The organism is Minwuia sp. IMCC3009, from assembly GCF_029909415.1.
Classification (GTDB): Bacteria; Pseudomonadota; Alphaproteobacteria; order Minwuiales; family Minwuiaceae; genus Minwuia.
Map to the genome: position 1 here is coordinate 974,854 of NZ_CP123781.1, position 19,654 is coordinate 994,507.

The 19,654-nt window shown below is 65.5% G+C and carries 18 protein-coding genes; 11 read left to right on the forward strand and 7 right to left on the reverse strand.

The features are described 5' to 3' along the window. Positions 1-10 precede the first annotated feature (10 nt). Positions 11-592, reverse strand: a complete 582-nt coding sequence (locus tag QGV55_RS04565) for a TetR/AcrR family transcriptional regulator (protein WP_281018031.1) — start codon at positions 590-592, stop codon at positions 11-13. A gap of 87 nt (positions 593-679) precedes the next feature. Between QGV55_RS04565 and QGV55_RS04570 the strand changes: the two genes are divergently transcribed. Continuing rightward, positions 680-1,030, forward strand: coding sequence for a darcynin family protein (locus QGV55_RS04570; protein ID WP_281018030.1), 351 nt, complete (start codon positions 680-682; stop codon positions 1,028-1,030). Here QGV55_RS04570 and QGV55_RS04575 read toward each other — a convergent pair. Then, positions 1,017-2,243: an adenylate/guanylate cyclase domain-containing protein gene (locus QGV55_RS04575; protein ID WP_281018029.1), complete on the reverse strand. Its 1,227-nt coding sequence runs from the start codon at positions 2,241-2,243 to the stop codon at positions 1,017-1,019. The genes QGV55_RS04570 and QGV55_RS04575 overlap by 14 nt on opposite strands. A gap of 115 nt (positions 2,244-2,358) precedes the next feature. Here QGV55_RS04575 and QGV55_RS04580 point away from each other — a divergent pair, with 115 nt between their 5' ends. The 5 genes from QGV55_RS04580 to QGV55_RS04600 all read left to right on the forward strand — a co-directional run bounded on the left by QGV55_RS04580 (position 2,359) and on the right by QGV55_RS04600 (position 8,649). Then, on the forward strand, positions 2,359-2,922 hold the full coding sequence (locus tag QGV55_RS04580) for a NifU family protein (protein ID WP_281018028.1): 564 nt from the start codon (positions 2,359-2,361) through the stop codon (positions 2,920-2,922). 187 nt (positions 2,923-3,109) lie between these two features. Next, entirely contained in the window at positions 3,110-3,970 is an 861-nt protein-coding gene (locus QGV55_RS04585; RefSeq protein ID WP_281018027.1) for a glucosaminidase domain-containing protein, read from the forward strand. After that, complete coding sequence (locus QGV55_RS04590; protein WP_281018026.1) at positions 3,967-4,914, forward strand: glucosaminidase domain-containing protein; 948 nt, start codon at positions 3,967-3,969, stop codon at positions 4,912-4,914. Before QGV55_RS04585 ends, QGV55_RS04590 begins: the two co-directional genes overlap by 4 nt. A 52-nt stretch (positions 4,915-4,966) precedes the next feature. Next, the gene (locus tag QGV55_RS04595; protein ID WP_281018025.1) at positions 4,967-7,138 is read left to right on the forward strand and encodes an indolepyruvate ferredoxin oxidoreductase subunit alpha; all 2,172 of its coding nucleotides are present in this window, start codon (positions 4,967-4,969) and stop codon (positions 7,136-7,138) included. Beyond that, positions 7,135-8,649: an indolepyruvate oxidoreductase subunit beta family protein gene (locus QGV55_RS04600; RefSeq protein WP_281018024.1), complete on the forward strand. Its 1,515-nt coding sequence runs from the start codon at positions 7,135-7,137 to the stop codon at positions 8,647-8,649. The genes QGV55_RS04595 and QGV55_RS04600 overlap by 4 nt, the downstream gene beginning before the upstream one ends. Positions 8,650-9,103: 454 nt before the next feature. On the opposite strand, the gene QGV55_RS04605 is transcribed toward QGV55_RS04600, so the two are convergent. Beyond that, positions 9,104-9,772 carry an EthD domain-containing protein gene (locus QGV55_RS04605; RefSeq protein ID WP_281018023.1) on the reverse strand — a complete coding sequence of 223 codons (669 nt, stop codon included), beginning with the start codon at positions 9,770-9,772 and terminating at the stop codon, positions 9,104-9,106. 76 nt (positions 9,773-9,848) lie between these two features. Further along, complete coding sequence (locus QGV55_RS04610; protein ID WP_281018022.1) at positions 9,849-10,292, reverse strand: PaaI family thioesterase; 444 nt, start codon at positions 10,290-10,292, stop codon at positions 9,849-9,851. 64 nt (positions 10,293-10,356) lie between these two features. Here QGV55_RS04610 and QGV55_RS04615 point away from each other — a divergent pair, with 64 nt between their 5' ends. The 5 genes from QGV55_RS04615 (at position 10,357) to QGV55_RS04635 (ending at position 15,798) form a co-directional block, all read left to right on the forward strand. Continuing rightward, positions 10,357-11,433 carry an enolase C-terminal domain-like protein gene (locus QGV55_RS04615; RefSeq protein ID WP_281018021.1) on the forward strand — a complete coding sequence of 359 codons (1,077 nt, stop codon included), beginning with the start codon at positions 10,357-10,359 and terminating at the stop codon, positions 11,431-11,433. A gap of 36 nt (positions 11,434-11,469) precedes the next feature. Further along, complete coding sequence (tcuA, locus tag QGV55_RS04620) at positions 11,470-12,954, forward strand: FAD-dependent tricarballylate dehydrogenase TcuA (protein ID WP_281018020.1); 1,485 nt, start codon at positions 11,470-11,472, stop codon at positions 12,952-12,954. Between the two features lie 4 nt (positions 12,955-12,958). Further along, entirely contained in the window at positions 12,959-14,095 is a 1,137-nt protein-coding gene (locus tag QGV55_RS04625) for an acyl-CoA dehydrogenase family protein (protein ID WP_281018019.1), read from the forward strand. A 63-nt stretch (positions 14,096-14,158) separates the two neighbouring features. Next, positions 14,159-14,557, forward strand: a complete 399-nt coding sequence (locus tag QGV55_RS04630) for a YciI family protein (protein ID WP_281018018.1) — start codon at positions 14,159-14,161, stop codon at positions 14,555-14,557. Between the two features lie 2 nt (positions 14,558-14,559). Beyond that, positions 14,560-15,798, forward strand: coding sequence for a DUF6596 domain-containing protein (locus QGV55_RS04635; RefSeq protein ID WP_281018017.1), 1,239 nt, complete (start codon positions 14,560-14,562; stop codon positions 15,796-15,798). 3 nt (positions 15,799-15,801) lie between these two features. Here the strand turns inward: QGV55_RS04635 and QGV55_RS04640 are convergent, their stop codons facing one another. The 3 genes from QGV55_RS04640 to QGV55_RS04650 all read right to left on the reverse strand — a co-directional run bounded on the left by QGV55_RS04640 (position 15,802) and on the right by QGV55_RS04650 (position 19,520). Beyond that, a complete protein-coding gene (locus tag QGV55_RS04640; RefSeq protein ID WP_281020071.1) occupies positions 15,802-16,593 on the reverse strand; it encodes a hydroxyacylglutathione hydrolase in 792 nt (263 codons plus the stop codon). Between the two features lie 110 nt (positions 16,594-16,703). Then, complete coding sequence (gene serA, locus QGV55_RS04645; protein ID WP_281018015.1) at positions 16,704-18,284, reverse strand: phosphoglycerate dehydrogenase; 1,581 nt, start codon at positions 18,282-18,284, stop codon at positions 16,704-16,706. Between the two features lie 78 nt (positions 18,285-18,362). Continuing rightward, on the reverse strand, positions 18,363-19,520 hold the full coding sequence (locus tag QGV55_RS04650) for a phosphoserine transaminase (protein WP_281018014.1): 1,158 nt from the start codon (positions 19,518-19,520) through the stop codon (positions 18,363-18,365). Positions 19,521-19,654 lie beyond the last annotated feature (134 nt).

Here is a 19,654-nt window from a genome sequence, read left to right on the forward strand (position 1 = left end):
GAAATGGGGGTCACGGGCGGTCGAGGTATCCGTTGACCGCCCGAAATACCCGTTCGCCGATATCTTCAACATCGGTTTCACCCGCCAGTGCGGCGGCATTGATCAGGCCCTTGCAGATGGCAACGGCATCCTGAGCCTCGCACGGTGTGGTCTGCGGCCTGCGTTTGCGCAGCACGGCCAGGGTGTCCGCTGACAGCCGGTCGGCGAGCGCTACCGCTTCCGCTTCAAGTCCCAGCGCCTGTTCGACATGTTCCAGTGCCAGGGCCAGCCGTGGTCGGGCGAACTGGTGCGCCAGCGCCGTGTCGATCAGGCGGGCAAATGCCCGGTCGGGATCGGCCTCCGACCGCACGGCGCTGACGGCGTGGGCCAGCACTTCCCGTTCCCGCCGGATCAGGGCGGCAAGGATCGCGTCCCGGTTCGGGAAGTACTGGTACAGCGACCCAATGCTGACGCCCGCGCGCTGCGCAATGTGATTTGTGGTCAGGCCGGACTGCCCGTCCGATTCCAGAATGCGAGCCGCAGCCTCCACGATCGCGGCCTGGGTGACCTGCGCACGGGCCTGGGAGGGCTGCTTTCTCGGGCTGTGAACCATCTCTCCGGCGACGACCTCCGAATGCGAGTTGCTGAAGTGAGCAATTGCTCACAATTGTGTTGGCACAGCAACCGAAGGATCTCACTGATGACATTCACCGCATTCGTCCTGCTGATGACCACCCCGGCCTGGCTGGCGCTGCCACGCGCCGAAAGGTCCGGAATCGCGGAGGCAGCGTTCGCGACGGCCTTTCCAGACGACACGGTGCGGCTGCGCTATTTCGATGCGGAGGCCTTCAGCGGCCGGGTCAGCGACGTGGCAATGCTCCAGGCGGCCTCACCGGAAGCCTACTATTTAGCTGTCGAGCGGCTTCGGGACACGCCCCTCTTCACCGTCCCCTACTTCCGGATCGTCGAGATCATTCCGGCGTTCGAGGACGGGTTCCAGGCCTTCGAGGCCAGGCAGGACTCCGGAACGGTATCGGCTACGCGGGGCTGAATATTTCCGACGGCTGCGAGACACCGGGCAGCACGTGAAACCCGAGCGACTCCAGCTTCGTGCCCTGCGACGCCAGCTTCGCGAAGGCTTCCGTCATCAGGATCGGGCGGTTCAGGGGGCGGGTCAGGGTCTCCACGCGGCTGACTTCGTTGACCGCGCGACCGATCACCGTGAAGTCGAGGCGATCGGCTGACCCGATGTTGCCGAAGATCACGTCACCGACGTTCAGCCCGATACCGACCTTCAGTTCCGGTTTGCCCTCGAACTTCCGGTTCCTGTTCAGATCGGCGAGGTTGGCGACCCCCTCCACCGCGGCAGCAAGCGCGGAATGGCTGGCCAGCCAGGCCGTGCGGTCATCCATCGGGAAGATCGCCAGCATGCCGTCGCCCATGAACTTCAGCACCTCGCCGCCCATCGCCTTCACCGGTTCGATCATGCAGTCGAAGTAATCGTCCAGGATCTCGATGATCTCCGGCCCCTCCAGCCTGTCCGACAGGCGGGTGAAGCCCCGCAGGTCACACAGGTAGATCGCGGCACGCAGGGCCTCGCCCTCGGCGCGATGGATGGTGCCGGCCAGCACACGCCGCGCCGCGGCCTCACCCAGATAGGTGCCCAGCAGGCTGCCGGTGGCGAAGTAGGCATTCATCAGCTCGAAACGCAGCGACATCAGCGGTGCCAGTTCCTTCAGACGTTCGATCTGAGCCGCGTCGTAGCCGCCGGGACGCCGGGTGGCGAAGGAGATGACATTGACCTCCCCGGTGGAGAACCGCATGGGCAGGGCGATGTAGTCGGTCGCGCCCTCTGCCTTCAGTTCCCGCCAGATGTCGAACTCCAGCAGGTCATCATCCAGGTCGAGCCGCTGGCGCACCTGCGGTGACCCCTGATGGATCAGATGGATCGGGCTCTTCAGGTAATACTCCGACTGCATGGCATCATGACCGCGCAGCACCACCTCCGCCTCCCGATCCGGTCGCCAGATCAGGTTGCGGGAGACATAGAGCGGGTGCAGTGACAGCAGCCCGCAGAACGCGCGCTGCAGGTCCATGCCTTCCGTGTTGAGCCGGGCGCAGAGGTCGGTGAGGAAATCGAGTTCCGCATTCGGGCGATGCAGATCATCCAGCAGCCACCGGGCCGTCGCGTCTGCGCGCCAGCCTGTCGTGATGATATTCACGCTTGCCTCTTCGCGGCTTTGTGGCATGTTCGCCTCGCTCATGGGACGGCCTCTGACTGAGTACTCATTGTCCCGGCTTGATTGCGGGGCGCTCTGCGCCACATAAGCGCTTGAACGGTTCAGGCAACCTGATCGCACTGACAACCCGGAGGAACCCATGTTCATCCAGACCGAACCGACACCCAACCCGCAGACGCTGAAGTTCATTCCCGGCGTTGATGTGATGAAAGAGGGTGTTGCGGATTTCCGCAAGCCGGAAGATGCCAAGGTGTCGCCGCTGGCGGAGCGTCTGTTCGCGGTCCATGGCGTGACCGGCATCTACCTGGGACAGGACTTCGTTTCCGTCAGCAAGCGGGAGGATGTCGAGTGGCACCACATCAAGCCATCGATCCTCGGCACGATCATGGAGCACTTCACTGCCGGTCTGCCGGTGATGAGCGAAGGCGCGGTGATCGGCGATTCCGGCGGTCATGCTGAAGCCAACGGTGCCGACGGCGAGATCGTGAAACAGATTGTCGAACTGCTGGATACCCGCGTGCGGCCTGCTGTCGCTCAGGATGGTGGTGACATCGTATTCCATGGCTTTGACGAGGGAATCGTGTATTTGGCCATGCAAGGTGCTTGCGCTGGTTGTCCGAGTTCGGTGATGACGCTGAAGCATGGCATCGAAAATCTGTTGCGGCATTACGTGCCGGAAGTGAATGAGGTTCGCGCGGTCTGAAGGGGGGAACTGCCGGACATGGATTGTCCGGCGGCACAGGGCCAGGCGATGAACGGGACCCGACCTGCGGTATGAGCGGTCGGAAGGTTGAGAGGAAGAGTGTGCAATGAAACGTGTCGGACGCTTTCGGGCGGCCGCTGTCGTTGCTTGTGCTGGTTTTCTGTTGAGTATGGCCGGGCAGGAAGCGATGGCTTCGCCCCAGGATCTGAGTTCAACGGTTGATGGAGCGGCTGCAGCCCGTTTTGCTGCGGCCTCGAACTGGGAACTGCGGAAGCTGGACTATGACCTCGCGGCTGTGCGGCGCGGCGATGCGCCCGTGCCTGCGGTGTTCGTGTCCGAACTGCCGGAAACCCTGCGGCAGATCAATGACGTCGCCACGATGAAACAGACCTTCATCCGTCTGGTGCTGCCACTGGTGCTGGAGTCCAATACCCGCCTGCTGGCCAAGCGGGAGCGGGTGCTGGAGCTGGAGCATCGGCTGATCGAACAGCGGTTGCCGCTGACGCGGGAACACCGCGCCTGGCTGGCGGAACTGGTTGCGGACTACCGTGTCGAGGCTGGGGAACCGGCGGCGCAGATCGCCGCCCTGCGCATGCGTGTCGATATCGTGCCGCCCTCCCTGGCACTGGCCCAGGCCGTCACCGAGTCCGGCTGGGGACGGTCGCGCTTCGCTGTGCGCGGCAATGCCCTCTATGGCCAGCGCACCTGGTCGGAGGGAGCCGGAATCGTGCCGCATGCACGCGCCGAGGGCGAGAACTTCGAGGTCAGGGCGTTCCGCAGTCTGCTTCAGTCGGTTCAGATGTACATGCGCAACATCAACAGGCATCCTGCCTATGAGGAGCTGCGGGCAAGGCGCGCGGCATTGCGTGCGGCGGGTGAGCCTGTGGATGGCTGGACCCTGGCCGGGGGCCTGACCCGCTACGCCGAGACGGGTGAGGAGTATGTGGAGATGCTGCGCGATATCATTGTCGCCAACCGGTTTCGGGATTTCGACGACGCCTGGATCGAAGGCGTATCGACCGCACGACTGACCCAGCCCGCATCATGACGGAGAAGACGCGGACCACCCCGCCGGTTCTGCTGCATCTGCTGGTCATTCTGGCGGTTGTGCTGCCGGTACTCGGCATGGCGGCGCTGGTCATGAACATGCAGCCGTCAGCGCAGTTGCGGGCGCCGCTCAAGGCAACGTCGCGCCCCCTGATCCTGTCCCAGCCCAAGCTGATCCGGCCGCGAACTGTATCCGGTCTCTCGTCACGTTATGAATCGGTCGGCTACACGCTGGAGAGCGTGCGGGCAGGCGATCCGCCACCCGCGTTCGTGCTGGTCACCCTGCCGGGCGACTGGACGAGAGAGATGCCGAGCGAAGCGCGCAAGAGCCTGTTCTTCCGTGCCCTGCTGCCCCTGGTGATGCAGGTGAACGGCGAGATCGCCGCGGCCCGTGACCGGCTGATCGCCCTGCGGGATCATCCGGACATGTCGCGGCGCGACCGGGTCTGGCTGAACGGCATGGCCGAACGCTACAACGCCATCGACAGCAAGACCGGGACGGTTGACTGGGACGAGCTGATGCGGCGCGTCGATCTGGTGCCGCCGTCGCTGGCACTGGCGCAGGGGGCGCTGGAAAGCGGCTGGGGCCGTTCGCGTTTCGCGCTCCAGGGCAACGCCCTGTTCGGCCAGTGGACCTGGAAGGAAGGCGCCGGGATCGTTCCGAAGGACCGGGAGGAGGGCAAGACCCATTCGGTCAGGAGCTATCGCAGCCTGCTTGCCTCTGTCCGTGGGTACATGACGAACCTCAATTCCGCCGGTCCCTACGCGCGCCTGCGCAAGGCGCGCGAGAAAGCCACCGCCGCCGGCAAGCCGGTCACGGGGCGTGATCTCGCTGCCTACCTGGACAAGTATTCCGAGGAAGGCGAGGTCTACGTCCAGAAGGTGCGCAACATGATTTCGGTCAACAAGCTCGGCCCCATGGACCAGTTGATCAACGGTCGCTGAACCGGGGCGCGACGCGCTATAGTTCGGCCCTGAACCGGTTCCGGGGGGCGACATGGCTGAACGCAGTTTCAAGAAGGAAGTCGAGCTTCTGCGGCTTGGCGACGGTGATACCTTCGAGGGCGAGGGTATTCTGGCCGTCACCAAGGCGCTGCTGCAGTCCGGCGTTTCCTATGTCGGCGGCTATCAGGGCGCGCCTGTCAGCCATCTGATGGATGTGCTGAACGATGCCCGCCCGATCATGCATGAGCTTGGCGTTCACGTGGAGACCTGCGCCTCCGAGGCCGGTGCCGCGGCGATGCTGGGGGCCTCCGTCAATTACCCGGTGCGCGGGGCGGCCACATGGAAGTCCACGGTCGGCACCAATGTCGCCTCCGACGCGCTCTCCAACCTTGCCTCTGCCGGGGTGACCGGCGGTGCGATGATCGTGATCGGGGAGGACTATGGTGAAGGCTCCTCCATCATTCAGGAGCGCAGCCATGCCTTTGCCATGAAATCGCAGATCTGGCTGCTCGACCCGCGCCCCAACCTGCCGTCGATCGTGAAGATGGTGGAGCAGGGTTTCGAACTCTCCGAGGCGTCGAGTACCCCGGTGATGCTGGAACTGCGCATCCGCGCCTGCCATGTGCACGGTCGGTTCGCCACGAAGGACAACCGGCGTGGCACCTTCTCCGGCCAGAACCGGATTGCCGACCCCAGCTTCGATTACGGACGCATCTGTCTGCCACCCGCCACCTATGTGCAGGAGAAGGACAAGATCGAGCGCCGATGGCCCGCCGCGGTGAACTTCATTCGCGACCATGACATGAACGAGGTGTTTCACGGTTCGGCGGATGACGTCGGCATCGTCTGTCAGGGCGGCATGTACAACGCCGTCATCCGTGCGCTGCAGCAGGTCGGACTGGCCGACGCCTTCGGGGAAAGCGCCATCCCGATCTACTGCCTGAATGTCACCTATCCGCTGGTGCCCAGCGAGGTCACGGCCTTCTGCGCCTCGAAGCGCGCGGTGCTGATGGTGGAGGAGGGGCAGCCAGCCTACCTGGAAGAGGCGGTGAACGCGATCCTGCGAAAGTCGGACGTCCAGACCCGTGTGATGGGCAAGGGCCTGTTGCCGACGGCCGGGGAATATACGGGGGAGGCGGTGCTGCACGGCGTGGCCCGCTTCGTCGAGGGGGCGGTACCGAAGGGTGTCGATCTCGCCCCGGTGCTTCAGCGCTACCAGCAGATCGTCGATGCGAAGGCAAAGGCCGTGCGCCTGCTGGGGGAACCGATCCCGACCCGCCCGCCGGGGTTCTGCACCGGGTGTCCCGAACGGCCCGTCTTCTCCGCCATGAAGCTGGCGGAGCAGAAGGTGGGCAAGTTTCATGTTTCGGCGGATATCGGCTGCCACACCTTCTCCACGCTGCCGCCGTTCAACATCGGCAATACGGTGCTGGGCTACGGGCTTGGTCTGGCGAGTTCCACCGGCATCGGGCCGAACATGGACCGGCGGGTCGTCTCCGTCATGGGCGACGGCGGCTTCTGGCACAATGGCCTGACCAGCGGTGTCGCCAATGCCGTCTTCAATGATGATGACGGCGTGCTGGTGATCATGAACAACGGCTATACCTCCGCCACCGGCCACCAGGCGATCCCGTCGTCGGTGAAGGGGGGCGGTATCCGCAGTGGTGCGTTCCAGCCCGACGGCCAGGACATCGAACGTGCACTGCGCGGGGTAGGGGTCAAATGGATCCGGCACGTGCGTACCTATTCGGTCTCGAAGGTCATCGGCACCCTGCGCGACGCCATGACGACGAAACGCGGCGGGCTGAAGGTGATCATCGCCGATGGTGAATGCCAGCTTGCCCGCCAGCGCCGGATCAGGCCGGAGGTCAGCGCGAAGGTGAAGGCCGGGAACCGTGTCGTCCGCACCCGCTTCGGCGTCGATGAGGATGTCTGCACGGGCGACCACAGCTGCATCCGTCTCTCCGGCTGTCCCTCCCTTTCCGTGAAGCCGACCAGTGATCCGCTGCGGGATGATCCGGTGGCGCATGTGAACAATGACTGCGTTGGCTGCGGTCTCTGTGGTGAGGTCAGTCATGCTGCCGTGCTCTGCCCGTCGTTCTTCAAGGCTGACATCGTGCGCAATCCGGGGCGCCTCGACCGCTGGCGGCAGGGACTGAGGGATCGGGTGATCAGTCGTCTTTCCCGCAGTTCCGACGCGACCCGGCAGGAGAATGCCGCGTGAGCGAGAGCCGGACGACGACGGTCCTGATCGCGGCACTGGGGGGAGAAGGCGGCGGCGTGCTCGCGGGCTGGCTGGTGGATGCCGCCGGTGGCGCGGGGCATTGGGTGCAGCAGACCTCCATTCCCGGTGTCGCCCAGCGCACCGGCGCCACGACCTATTACATCGAGATCATGGAGCGCCCCGAAGGTGACGACCGGCAGCCGGTGATGGGACTGACCGCCAGTCCCGGCAATGTCGATGTCATGGTTGCCTCCGAATTGCTGGAGGCCGGGCGGGCGCTGGAGAATGGCTTTGTCACGCCCGACCGCACTACGCTGATCGCCTCGACCCACCGCATCTATGCCATCGCAGAGAAGTCCGCCATGGCGGACGGGCGCTACGATGCGGAACGCGTCCGCCGCGCGGCGGAGCAGATGGCGGCGCGGCAGGTGCTGTTCGACATGCAGGCAGAGGCGGAGCGCGCGAACACCGTGATCAATGCCGTGCTGTTCGGTGCCATGGCCGGTGCCAACGTGCTGCCGTTGCCGCGGGAGGCGTTCGAGGATGCGATCCGCTCCGGCGGCATTGCGGTGGAAGCCAATCTCGCGGGCTTCGATCTCGGGTTCCGGATGGCGCAGGGGGAGCGCCCTGCCGGGAAGAAGGACACGACGGCGGTCTCGGACGATGACGGGCTGGGCGACCGGACCCTGACAGACCGCATCAACCGCAACCTGCCAGGGATGCTGCAGGAACTGGCGCGGGAGGGGGCGCGGCGGCTGATCGACTATCAGGGTGTCGGCTACGCGCGTTTCTATCTCGACCGGCTGGAGCCGATGGTGAAGGCGGATGCTGTGCGCGGCGGCACGTCGCGGTCCTTTGCCGTCAGCCGGGAAGTCACGCGGCGGCTGGCGGTCTGGATGGCGTTCGAGGATCTGATCCGTGTCGCCGACCTGAAGATCCGCCCCGAACGGGTGGCGCGGGTCCGGGCGGAGGTGAAGGCCGCCGCCGATGAGCCCGTGATGATCACGGAGTTCCTGAAGCCGGGCGTGGACGAGGTGGCGTCGCTGCTGCCCCCCGCCCTCGGGCGCTGGGCCATCGGGCTGGCGGATCGGGCCGGGGTACGATACCGGCTGAACGTCGGCATGCACGTCTCCACGACCCGCATCAGGGGCTTTCTGCCCATGTGGCTGCTGTCGCGGCTGAAGGGCTGGCGGCCCAGGACATTGCGCTTCGCGGAGGAACAGGAACGCATCGACCGCTGGCTCGCCGTGATCAGCGATGCGCTGGAGGCCGACTATGATCTGGCGCGGGAGATCGCGGTCGCGGGCAAGGTCGTGCGCGGCTACTCCGACACCCATCGGCGCGGCATTCGCAACTTTCACCTGCTGATGGATGCGGTGCCTGCCTGCAAGGCTGCCCGCCCGCCCGCCAGGGCCTTCCGCACCCTGCTCGACGCGGCCCTCAGTGACCCTGAAGGCGATGCTCTCGACCGGGCGCTCGCGGCACTGCACGGGGAGAACGCGGCGGCCTGAAAGGGGCGTCCGGTCTCCTCCACCCCACTTCACGCCTCACCCGGGCCTGACCCGGGTGTCCAGTCTCCGCCGTTCGCGCGGCACCGCTGGGTACCCGGATCAAGTCCCGGTACGGCGTGAGTTATGGGGGAGATGGCGGAGATGTTTCGGCAGTTCCTAACCACCACGTCGCTCTCGGGCTTGACCCGAGAGCCCAGTCTCCGCCGTTCGTGCGGCACTGCTGGGCCACCGGATCAAGTCCGGTGGCGACGTCCGTGTTGGTGGTGGCGCGGGTGTCTTGTTCGTCTCCGCCCAGCACCACGTCGCTCTCGGGCTTGACCCGAGAGCCCAGTCTCCGCAGTCCGTGCGGCACTGCGGGGTACCCGGATCTAGTCCGGGTACGGCGTGAGTTATGGGGAGACGGCGGAGATGTTTCGGCACCTCCCCGCCCCCACGCCCGAGAGGCCAATCCAGGCTAGAGGATCACATGTTCCTTGGTGATCACGAAGTCGAGCCGGTCACCATCGATGAAGTTCGGCTCGTCGGCGATGGTCTCCTTGTAGGCGGCGCTTTCAGGTGATGTGCGCATGTCGGCCATGGAATTGAACCAGACCATGGCGAAGCCGTCGCAATCCGGTTCGCGTCCGCCCATGTAGGCGCTCAGCCTGGCGTGGTTCTGGATGTAGCGGCGCACGTTGGGAATGCTCGCGCCCAGCGGTCCGTGAGTATTCCGCCAGTGATCCTGAAACCGATCGACCGACAGACGCTTCAGCCGGTGCAGGATCTCGATGATCTTGAAGCCGTCGCTGGCCACCGGTTCGTCCTTCATCACGTGTTCCTCCACCAGCAGCAGGCTCATGGTGGAACGGTCGACGAATTTCTCCTCATCCGCGATCAGCTCCGGCCAGACGGCGCTGGTGATGTTGCGCTTCATGGTCTCGGTATCCGGCCACCAGGTCTCCGCGATGCCGTCCACGGGCAGATCACGTTTCGCATAGCCCTGCGGCAACGGATGATTCTGGGTATAGCGTTGCAGGCCATCCAGCTTCAGCACCGCCTTCGGGTGCTCATTCAGCCAGTAGTCCTGGAATTCATCGACCGGCATGCCCTTGCGGCGCCGGAATGTCAGTACGGATTTGATCATCGCTCCCTCCCCGGAGTTGATGGCATCTTCGTGACAGACGCCGTCCGCCGCAAGTGAGAAGCTGCCGTTGCGGCAATCAGGCAGGCAGGGACACCCAGCACGAGGTGACCAGTCCGGTCGCGCACAGGCTCTCTCGCTTGCCATCGACAGCGTGAATATCCACCCGGCTCAGGGCCTGGTTGCGTCCCGGCTTGATGACCGTTCCCCGGGCCACAAGCCTTTCACCACCTGCGGGACCGAGGTGATGGGTCTCGAATCCAAGTGTCCGGATCGTTTGCTCTTCCGGGGTCAGGGTCAGGGCGGCGGCACCTCCGGCGATATCCAGCAAGGCACCGACCAGACCGCCCTGCACATGTGCCCCGTCAAAGGTGAGTGCCGCCGCGACCGGCATCTCGATCTCGCTGGTACCGGGACCGAAGGCCCTCAGTACGAGACCGAGTGTGGCGGATGCGGGCATGCGGGAGAGAAAGTCACGCGCCACGGCCTCGAAATCGTCGCGGCGGGGTTCAAGCAACAACATCGGTGTACCTCGTATTGCGGGGGAAAGGGGCGTAGTCTGATCGTCTGGTGGAGGAGTGAAAACCATGCGCATCGAAAGCATCCGCGCCCGCGCGGTCAATGTCCCCATGAATCGCCCGCTCGTGACAGGCGGCGGATCGGTCACGACAGCGCCACTGGTGCTCATCGACCTGGAAACGGACAAGGGCGTTGTCGGGCGAAGCTACATCTTCGCCGTCTCCCCCATGCTGTCGGCGGGACTTGTTTCCATGGTGCAGCAGCTTGGCAATGACCTGACCGGTGTCGATCTGCGTCCGCGCACGGTGCACCAGACCATGTGCCGTCGCCTTCGCCTCGCCGGTGTCGATGGCCTGCTCGGATGGGTGGTCGCGGGGATCGACATGGCCGTCTGGGATGCCCACGCCCGCTGGCTGGAGGAACCGCTCTATCGGGTGCTGGGCGGCGCGTCGCAGCCCGTTGCGGCCTACAATTCCAACGGGCTCGGCCTGATCGGGCCGGAGAAGGCCGGACCGGAAGCAGCAGAGCTGGCGGAGGGCTTCGGCGCGGTGAAGGTGCGTCTGGGCTATGAGGACATCGAAACGGATGTCATGACGGTGGCGGCGGTGATGGAGGCGGTGCCGGAGGGCATGCCGGTCATGTGCGACTACAACCAGTCGCTCAACCGTGCGCAGGCGAAGATGCGTTTCGCGGCCATCGACGACATGGGGCTGGAATGGATCGAGGAACCGCTGACGGCGGAGGATGTGGGCGGCTACGCCGACCTGCGCCAGTGGTCGAGCACCCCGATCCAGCTCGGCGAGAACGCGCGCAGCCCGATGGATATTGCGCGCCTGATCCGGGATGGCGCCGGCGATCTGCTGATGCCGGACGTGGCCAAGATCGGTGGGGTCACCAACTGGCTGCGGGCCGCGGAACTCTGTGCCGCTGCCGAGGTGCCGATCTCCAGCCATCTGTTCCCGGAGTTCAGTGTCCACATGCTGGCCACCACCCCGACCGCGCACTGGCTGGAATTCGTCGACTGGGCCGCCCCCGTCATCCGGGAACCGCTGGAGGTCGTGGACGGCTATGCGCTGCCGCCGGACCGGCCTGGTGCCGGTATCGACTGGAACGAGGAAGCGGTTTCGCGCTATCTCGCACGGTAGAGGCGAAATATTCCGACCGATCTGGAGACTGAATTGATGCATGACGTGATTGTCGTGGGCGCGGGCAATGCCGCGTTCTGCGCGGCTCTGGCCGCGGCGGAGAACGGGGCGAAGCGCATTGCGGTGCTGGAACGCGCGCCGCGCGAGGAGTCGGGGGGCAACAGCCGCTTCACCGCCGGTGCGATCCGCTTCGCCTACGACGGGCTGAACGATCTGCAGGCCGTCATGCCCGACCTGTCGGAGGAGGAGATCGCCACGACGGACTTCGGCACCTATACCGAGGACCAGTTCTTCGACGACATGTTCCGTGTCACCCAGTACCGCACAGATCCGCAGCTCTGCGAGATGCTGGTGCGCCGTTCGCGGGACACGATGGTCTGGATGCGGGAGAAGGGCGTCCGCTTCGTGCCGATCTATGGCCGTCAGGCGTTCAAGGTCGATGGCCTGTTCAAGTTCTGGGGTGGTCTGACGGTCGAAGCCTGGGGCGGCGGCCCCGGTCTGGTCGATTCCCTGACCGCCATCGCCGAGGCGCAGGGTATCGAGGTCCACTACGAGACCCGGGCGACCGAACTGATGTTCGACGGTGTCGCGGTCACCGGCGTCCGTGTACGCCGCCAGGGGGGGGCGCCGGAAGACATGCCGGCCCGCGCCGTGGTGGTCGCGGCGGGTGGCTTCGAGGCCAATCCCGAATGGCGCACACGCTACCTCGGTCCCGGCTGGGAACTGGCCAAGGTGCGCGGCAGCCGCTTCAACACCGGCGACGGCATCCGCATGGCGCTGGATATCGGTGCCGCCCCCTATGGCAACTGGTCCGGCTGTCATGCCGTGGGCTGGGAGCGCAACGCGCCGGAGTTCGGCGACCTCGACGTGGGCGACCAGTTCCAGAAGCATTCCTATCCCTTCGGCATCATGGTCAATGCCCATGGCCGCCGGTTCGTCGATGAGGGCGCGGATTTCCGCAACTACACCTATGCCCGCTATGGCCGGGAAGTGCTGGCGCAGCCGGGGCAGTTTGCCTGGCAGGTCTTCGATGCCAAGGTCGCGCACCTGCTGCGCGGCGAATACCACATCCGCCAGGTGACGAAGGCGAAGGCCGATACGCTGGAAGCTCTGGTGGCGCAGATGGAAGGCGTTGATCCGGAGGGGTTCCTGGCGGAGGTCGCGGCCTACAATGCCGCCGTGCAGACCGACGTGGCCTTCAATCCGAACGTGAAGGACGGACGCGGCACCAACGGCCTGTCACTGCCCAAGAGCAACTGGGCCAACACCCTGGATGAAGGCCCCTTCGAGGCCTATGCGGTGACCTGCGGCATCACCTTCACCTTCGGCGGACTGCGGGTCACGGACGAGGCGCAGGTGGTCGATACCGACCAGCGGCCCATTCCCGGGCTCTATGCGGCGGGGGAACTGGTCGGCGGCATCTTCTATCACAACTATCCGGGCGGGACCGGCCTGATGTCCGGTGCGGTCTTCGGACGTGCGGCAGGCAGTGCCGCAGCGCAGGCATTGCGGGAGGCATGATCCCATGCAGTTGACCGAAGACCAGACCATGATCCGCGACGCGGCCCGCGCCTTCGCGCAAGGGGAGCTTGCCCCTGGCGCCATGGAACGGGACCGCACGGGTGAACCGCCGCTGGACCTGCTGCGCCAGATGGGGGGACTTGGGCTGATGGGCATGACGGTGCCGGAGCAATGGGGCGGTGCCGGGGCCGACATGACGTCCTATGTGCTGGCGCTGATGGAGGTGGCGGCGGCGGACGGCGCGGTCTCCACGGTCATGAGCGTCAACAATTCGCCCTGCTGCGCCGCGCTGATGCGCTACGGCAACGACAGCCAGCGGGAGCGCTGGTTGCGCCCCCAGGCCACCGGGGAGATCATCGGTGCCTTCTGCCTGACGGAGCCGCAGGCCGGTTCCGACGCCTCCAACCTGCGCACGCGTGCGGTACGGAAGGGGGATCGCTGGGTACTGAATGGCGTGAAGCAGTTCATTACCTCCGGCGCCATCGGCGGCGTGGCACTGGTCTTCGCGGTGACTGATCCGGAGAAGGGGTCGAGAGGCATCTCGGCCTTTCTGGTGCCGACCGACACGCCCGGCTACCGGGTGGCATCGAAGGAACAGAAGCTTGGCCAGAGGTGCTCCGACACCTGTCAGATCGCCTTCGAGGATTGCGAGATCCCGCTGGAGAATCTGGTGGGGGAAGAAGGCCAAGGCTATCGCATCGCCCTGGCGAACCTGGAAACGGGCCGGATCGGCATTGCCGGTCAGTCCATCGGCATGGCCCGCGCCGCCTACGAGAAGGCGGTGGCCTACGCGCGCGAACGCACCGCTTTCGGCAAGAGCATCGTCGAACATCAGGCCGTCGGTTTCCGGCTGGCGGACATGAAGACCCGGATCGAGGTCGCGACCCAGATGCTGTTCCACGCCGCCGACCTGAAGCAGCGCGGCGAGCCCTGCCTGTCGGAGGCTTCGATGGTGAAGCTCTTCGCCTCCGAGATGGCGGAGCAGGTCTGCACCGACGCGATCCAGATCCACGGCGGCTATGGCTATGTCGCCGACTACGAGGTGGAGCGCATCTACCGCGATGTCCGCGTCTGCCAGATCTACGAAGGCACCTCCGACGTGCAGCGCCTCGTCATCGCGCGCCAGATCGCGGCGGGGTGAAATTCTTCTCGCGGACCTGTCGAGAAACGGTCTCCCTGGACGTCTCATGGGGTGAAGCGGGCGATGATCGCCCGTACCATCCTGAAACGAGATCAAGGGAGATCGGCAATGGGCCAGTTCATGTTGCTTCTGCACGATGATGCCAGCGAGGATGCGGAGCTCTCCGCAGCCGAAATGCAGGACATCATTGCGCGCTACCGTGCCTGGAGCCAAAAATGGCGCGAGTCCGGGCATCTGACAGGCGGGGAGAAGCTGACCGACGATCCGGGACGGATCATCCGCAGCGGCGCGCAGGGGATGATCGTATCCGACGGTCCCTACAGCGAGACCAAGGACGTGATCGGAGGCTACTTCCTGATCGTCGCCGAAGATTACGCTGCGGCGGAGACCATCGCCCGGGACTGCCCCCACGCGCAGCGCGGAAAACCGGTCGAGATCCGCCAGATCCACACGTTCGACTGATCATGGTACAGGCCCACGACTCTCCGGCGGTGGAACTGGCTGACCGGCTCTTCCGCCGCGAGTCGGGGCGCATGACCGCGATCCTGCTCCGGCGGTTCGGTCCCTCCGCAGTCGATGATGTGGAGGATATCGTGCAGGAGGCGCTGCTGCGCGCCTGCCAGACGTGGCCCTGGAAGGGCATTCCGGACAACCCTGCAGGTTGGCTCTGGCGGGTGGCGGCACGGCTGGCGCTGGACCGTCTGCGCCGCGCGGACCGCCTGGACATGACCGGCACCCTGCCGGATGTCGCCGATGGCCGGGCCCCGGACGACCTGTTGGTCGCAGACGATGAACTGCGGCTGCTTTTCCTGTGCTGCGATCCCGTGAACGGGCCGGAGACAGCGATTCCGCTGACATTGCGCCTGGCCTGCGGTTTCAGCACCCGTGAGATCGCCGCGGCGCTCTTGCTGGACGAAGCCACGGCGGCGCAGCGGATCAGTCGGGGCAAGGCCAGGTTGCGCGGGTTGCAGGCCGGGGACCTGACTGCATTGGCTGGCAACGACCTGGCACTTCGCCTGCATCCGGTGCTCAACACGCTCTACCTGCTGTTCGATGGCGGCTATGGTGCCAATGATCCGACCCGCTGGATCCGAGAGGAACTGTGTGTCGAGGCCACACGGCTCTGCGTCCTGCTGGCAGGACACCCGAAGACCACGTCACCCGAGGTGCATGCGCTTGCCGCCCTGTTCCATCTGCTGACCGCACGCCTGCCTGCACGGCAGGTGCGGGAGGAACTGGTCGATCTGGAGCGGCAGGATCGTGCGCTCTGGGACCGTCGGCTGATCGGCACCGGCCTGCGCCATCTCGAAAGGTCGCTCGGGACCGCGCCGCCGACCGTCTGGCACCTTCTTGCGGGAATTGCTGCCGAACATGCGCGGTCAGCGCACTGGCGGGACACCGACTGGCAGGTGATCCTGGACCACTATGACCAGCTCGTGCTGATCTCGGACGATCCGATCGTTGCGCTCAACCGGGCTGTCGCCGTCGCACAGGTCGCGGGGCCGGTCGCCGGACTTGCGGCAGTGCCCGACGAGGCGTCACTGCTGGATTATCACCTGTATCACGCCACACGTGCACGGTTCCTGCGGGACATGGGCCGTCGCGAAGAGGCTGGCTCCGCGCTGCGGCGAGCCATCGATCTCGCACCGAATGCGGCGGTCCGGGACCACCTGTACAAGCAGGACGAAGTGTCCCCTGGCTGAGCCCTACCAGCTGTTGCGCAGTTCGCGCAGCTTCAGGAAGACCTCGCGCGGGGTCGGGTCGTCGGGCAGGTCGGGGAAGCTCTTGCGCAGTTCCTCGATCACGGAGCGGCTGCGCAGGCGGAAGAAGGTATTCACCTCCTTCTCCTGCCCCATGGTGGTGACCAGCGCCTGGTCCGGGTCCTGATTCTCGACCTCTGCCAGCAGTTCCCTGGCGCGTTCGTTGTCGGGTTCCCGGTCCAGTGTGAATTTCAGGTTGCCGATCAGATACTCGTGGCCCGGGTAGAGCAGGGTGTCGTCGGGCAGGACGTCGAGCTGTTTCGCGAAGGTCTCGTACATCTGTTCCGGATGGCCGCCGTTGTGGCAGTTGCCTGCCCCGGCGTTGAACAGCGTGTCGCCGCTGAACAGGGACGGCTGGTCCGTGTGGGTCTTCAGGCAGATGTGGCACATGGTGTGACCGGGGGTGTCCATCGCCTCGATCTCCACGGTCTTGCCGACCTTGATGACGTCGCCGGCCACCAGCCCACGGTCGATGCCGCGAATGCTGTCCTTCGCATTGGCGTGGGCCAGCAGCTTCGCGCCGGTGGCGGCAATGACCTGGCGGTTGCCGCCTGTGTGGTCGCCATGTTCGTGCGTGTTCAGGACCTGGGTGATCTGCCAGCCCTTCTCCTTCGCCTTGGCCAGGCACTTCTCGTGATCCAGCGGATCGATGGCCATGGCCTCGCCGGTCTCCGGGCAGACGATCAGGTAGTTGAAGTTCCGATAGTTGTTTCCGGTCCAGATCTGTTCGACGATCATCTTGCTGCGGCTCCGCGTGTTTTGGTTACTGTCGGCAGTCCAACACGCAGCGCCCGCCGGGGCAATCCCCCGACGGGCGCTTTGGTGGATGCGGTGCCGTAGCGACCGTCTCAGAAGCTCAGCGAGTCGGCCCGCTGCACGTAGTCCTTCAGTTGCCGGATCTGGCCCAGCACGTTCTCCGGCACCGGCCCGTCGACCTCGATGAAGGCCAGGGCGTCGCCGCCGGCACTGGAACGGCCAAGGTGGAACGTTCCGATATTGACACCTGCCGCGCCCAGCAGGGTGCCCAGCTGGCCGATGAAGCCCGGCTTGTCGTGGTTGCGCAGGTACAGCATGTTGGCGCCGATCTCCGCCTCCATGGCGATATTGTCGATCTCGACAACGCGGGGCTTCTCGCCGGCGAACAGGGTGCCGCCGATGCAGCGTGTGCCGCTGCCCGTCTCCACATAGACCCGGATGGCGGTCTGGTAGTCGCCGGGGTTCTCGTCACGCTCCTCGACGATGCGGATGTTGCGGTCCTTGGCCAGCACCGGCGCATTGACCATGTTGACGGAGTCCAGCAGCGGCGCCAGCAGGCCCTGGATGACGATGGCCGAGAGCGGCTTAACGTTCAGGGTCGCGACATGGCCCTGATAGGCGATGCGGATCGACTTGATGCCGGTGCGCACTGTCTGGCCCATGAAGGCGCCCAGCTGCTCCGCCAGCTGCATGTAGGGGCGCAGCTTCGGTGCTTCCTCCGCCGTGACGGAGGCCATGTTCAGCGCATTGGTGACCGCGCCGTGGACCAGGAAGTCGGCCATCTGTTCCGCCACCTGCAGGGCCACATTGACCTGCGCCTCCGTCGTGCTGGCGCCCAGATGCGGGGTCGTCACCACGTTCGGGTGGTTGAACAGGACGTTCTCCTTCGCCGGCTCGTTCTGGAATACGTCCAGTGCCGCGCCTGCGACCTTGCCAGAGTCCAGTGCATCCTTCAGGTCCTGCTCCACGATCAGGGCGCCACGGGCGCAGTTGATGATGCGCACGCCGTCCTTCATCTTCGCCAGGCTTTCGGCATTGATCATGTTGCGGGTCTGGTCGGTCATCGGTGTGTGCAGGGAGATGAAGTCGGCGCGGGCATAGAGCTCGTCCAGTTCCACCTTCTCGACCCCGATCTCCGCCGCGCGTTCCGGGCTGAGGAACGGATCCGCCGCCACCACCTTCATGCGCAGGCCCAGCGCGCGGCTGGCGGCGATGGCGCCGATGTTGCCGCAGCCGATGATGCCCAGCGTCTTGCCGGTCAGCTCGACACCCATGAACTTCGACTTCTCCCACTTGCCCTCGTGCGTGGAGGCATTGGCCTGCGGGATCTGGCGGGCCAGCGCGAACATCATCGCGATGGCATGTTCGGCGGTGGTGATGGAATTGCCGAACGGCGTGTTCATGACACAGACACCGGCGGCCGTGGCGGCGGGAATGTCCACATTGTCGACGCCGATACCGGCACGGCCGATGACCTTCAGGTTGGTCGCGGCCGACAGGATATCCGCCGTCACCTTGGTGGCGGACCGGATGGCGAGGCCGTCATAGTCTCCGATGATCGCCTTCAGCTCGTCGGGGCTGAGGCCGGTCTTCTCGTCGTAGTCGACGCCCATGCGCTTGAACGTTTCCGCGGCGAGGGGGCTCATCTTGTCTGAAATCAGGACCTTGGGCATTGAACTGTCTCCGTCTTCCCCGCGCGCTGGCGGGGAATGCTGTACACGTGAACTCGATGGGAAGCGGGCTGGGCCGCGTCAGGACGCCTCGGCGCGGACCTGCTGCCAGGCCCAGTCGAGCCAGGGCACCAGGGCCTGCACGTCGGCAGCCTCGATGGTGGCACCGCACCAGATCCGAAGGCCTGCCGGGGCATCGCGATAGCCGTTGATGTCCAGCGCCACGCCTTCGTCTTCCAGCAGGGTCGCGATGCGCTTGGCACTCGCGGCCTGTGCCTTCTCGTCCTGTCCGGTGAACCATTCATCGGTGATGGACAGGCAGACGGAGGTGGTCGACCGCGTCGCCGGATCCCTGGCCAGGAAGGCGGCCCAGTCGGATGCCGCAACCCAGTCGGCGATGACCTGCGTGTTGGCTTCCGCCCGCGCGATCAGCCCGGACAGGCCACCAACGGATTCGGCCCAGCGCAGGGCGTCGATCTGGTCTTCCACGGCGATCATCGACGGGGTGTTGATGGTCTCGCCCTTGAAGATGCCTTCATTGATCTTGCCGCCCTTGGTCAGGCGGAAGATCTTCGGCATCGGCCAGGCAGGCGTGTGGCTCTCCAGCCGCTCCACGGCGCGCGGGCTCAGCACCAGCATGCCATGCGCAGCCTCGCCGCCCAGCACCTTCTGCCAGGACCAGGTGACCACATCCAGCTTGTCCCACGGCAGGTCCATGGCGAAGGCGGCTGAGGTGGCGTCGCAGATGGTCAGCCCCTGGCGATCGGCGGGAATGCCGCTGCCGTCGGGCACACGCACGCCGGAGGTGGTGCCGTTCCAGGTGAAGACGACATCGTGGTCGAAATCGACTTCCGCGAAGTCAACGATCTCCCCGTAAGGCGCTTCGATGACCCGTGCGTCGTCGAGGCGAAGCTGCTTCACCACGTCGGTGACCCAGCCGGCCCCGAAGCTTTCCCAGGTCAGCATGTCAACCGGGCGCGGGCCCAGCAGCGACCACATGGCCATCTCGACCGCGCCGGTATCGGAACCGGGAACGATGGCGATGCGATAGTCGTCGGGCAGGCCCAGGATCGCGCGGCTGCGGTCCAGCACTTCCTTCAGGCGTGCCTTGCCGATGGCGGCGCGGTGGGACCGGCCCACCGGAGCATCGGCGTAGATTTCAGGGGACCATCCGGGGCGCTTGGCGCAGGGACCGGACGAGAAATGAGGCGCGGCAGGGCGCACTTCTGGCTTCTTCATGATGGCGTTCCTTCCAGAACGAAGCGCCCCGTTGGGGGGGCGTGACCCGCCGCGGATATTAGGCGGCGACATTCGCTGGTCAACACGCGACACAGGCCTGCGACAATTGTGCGGCGCAGCATGCTGAATGGAAG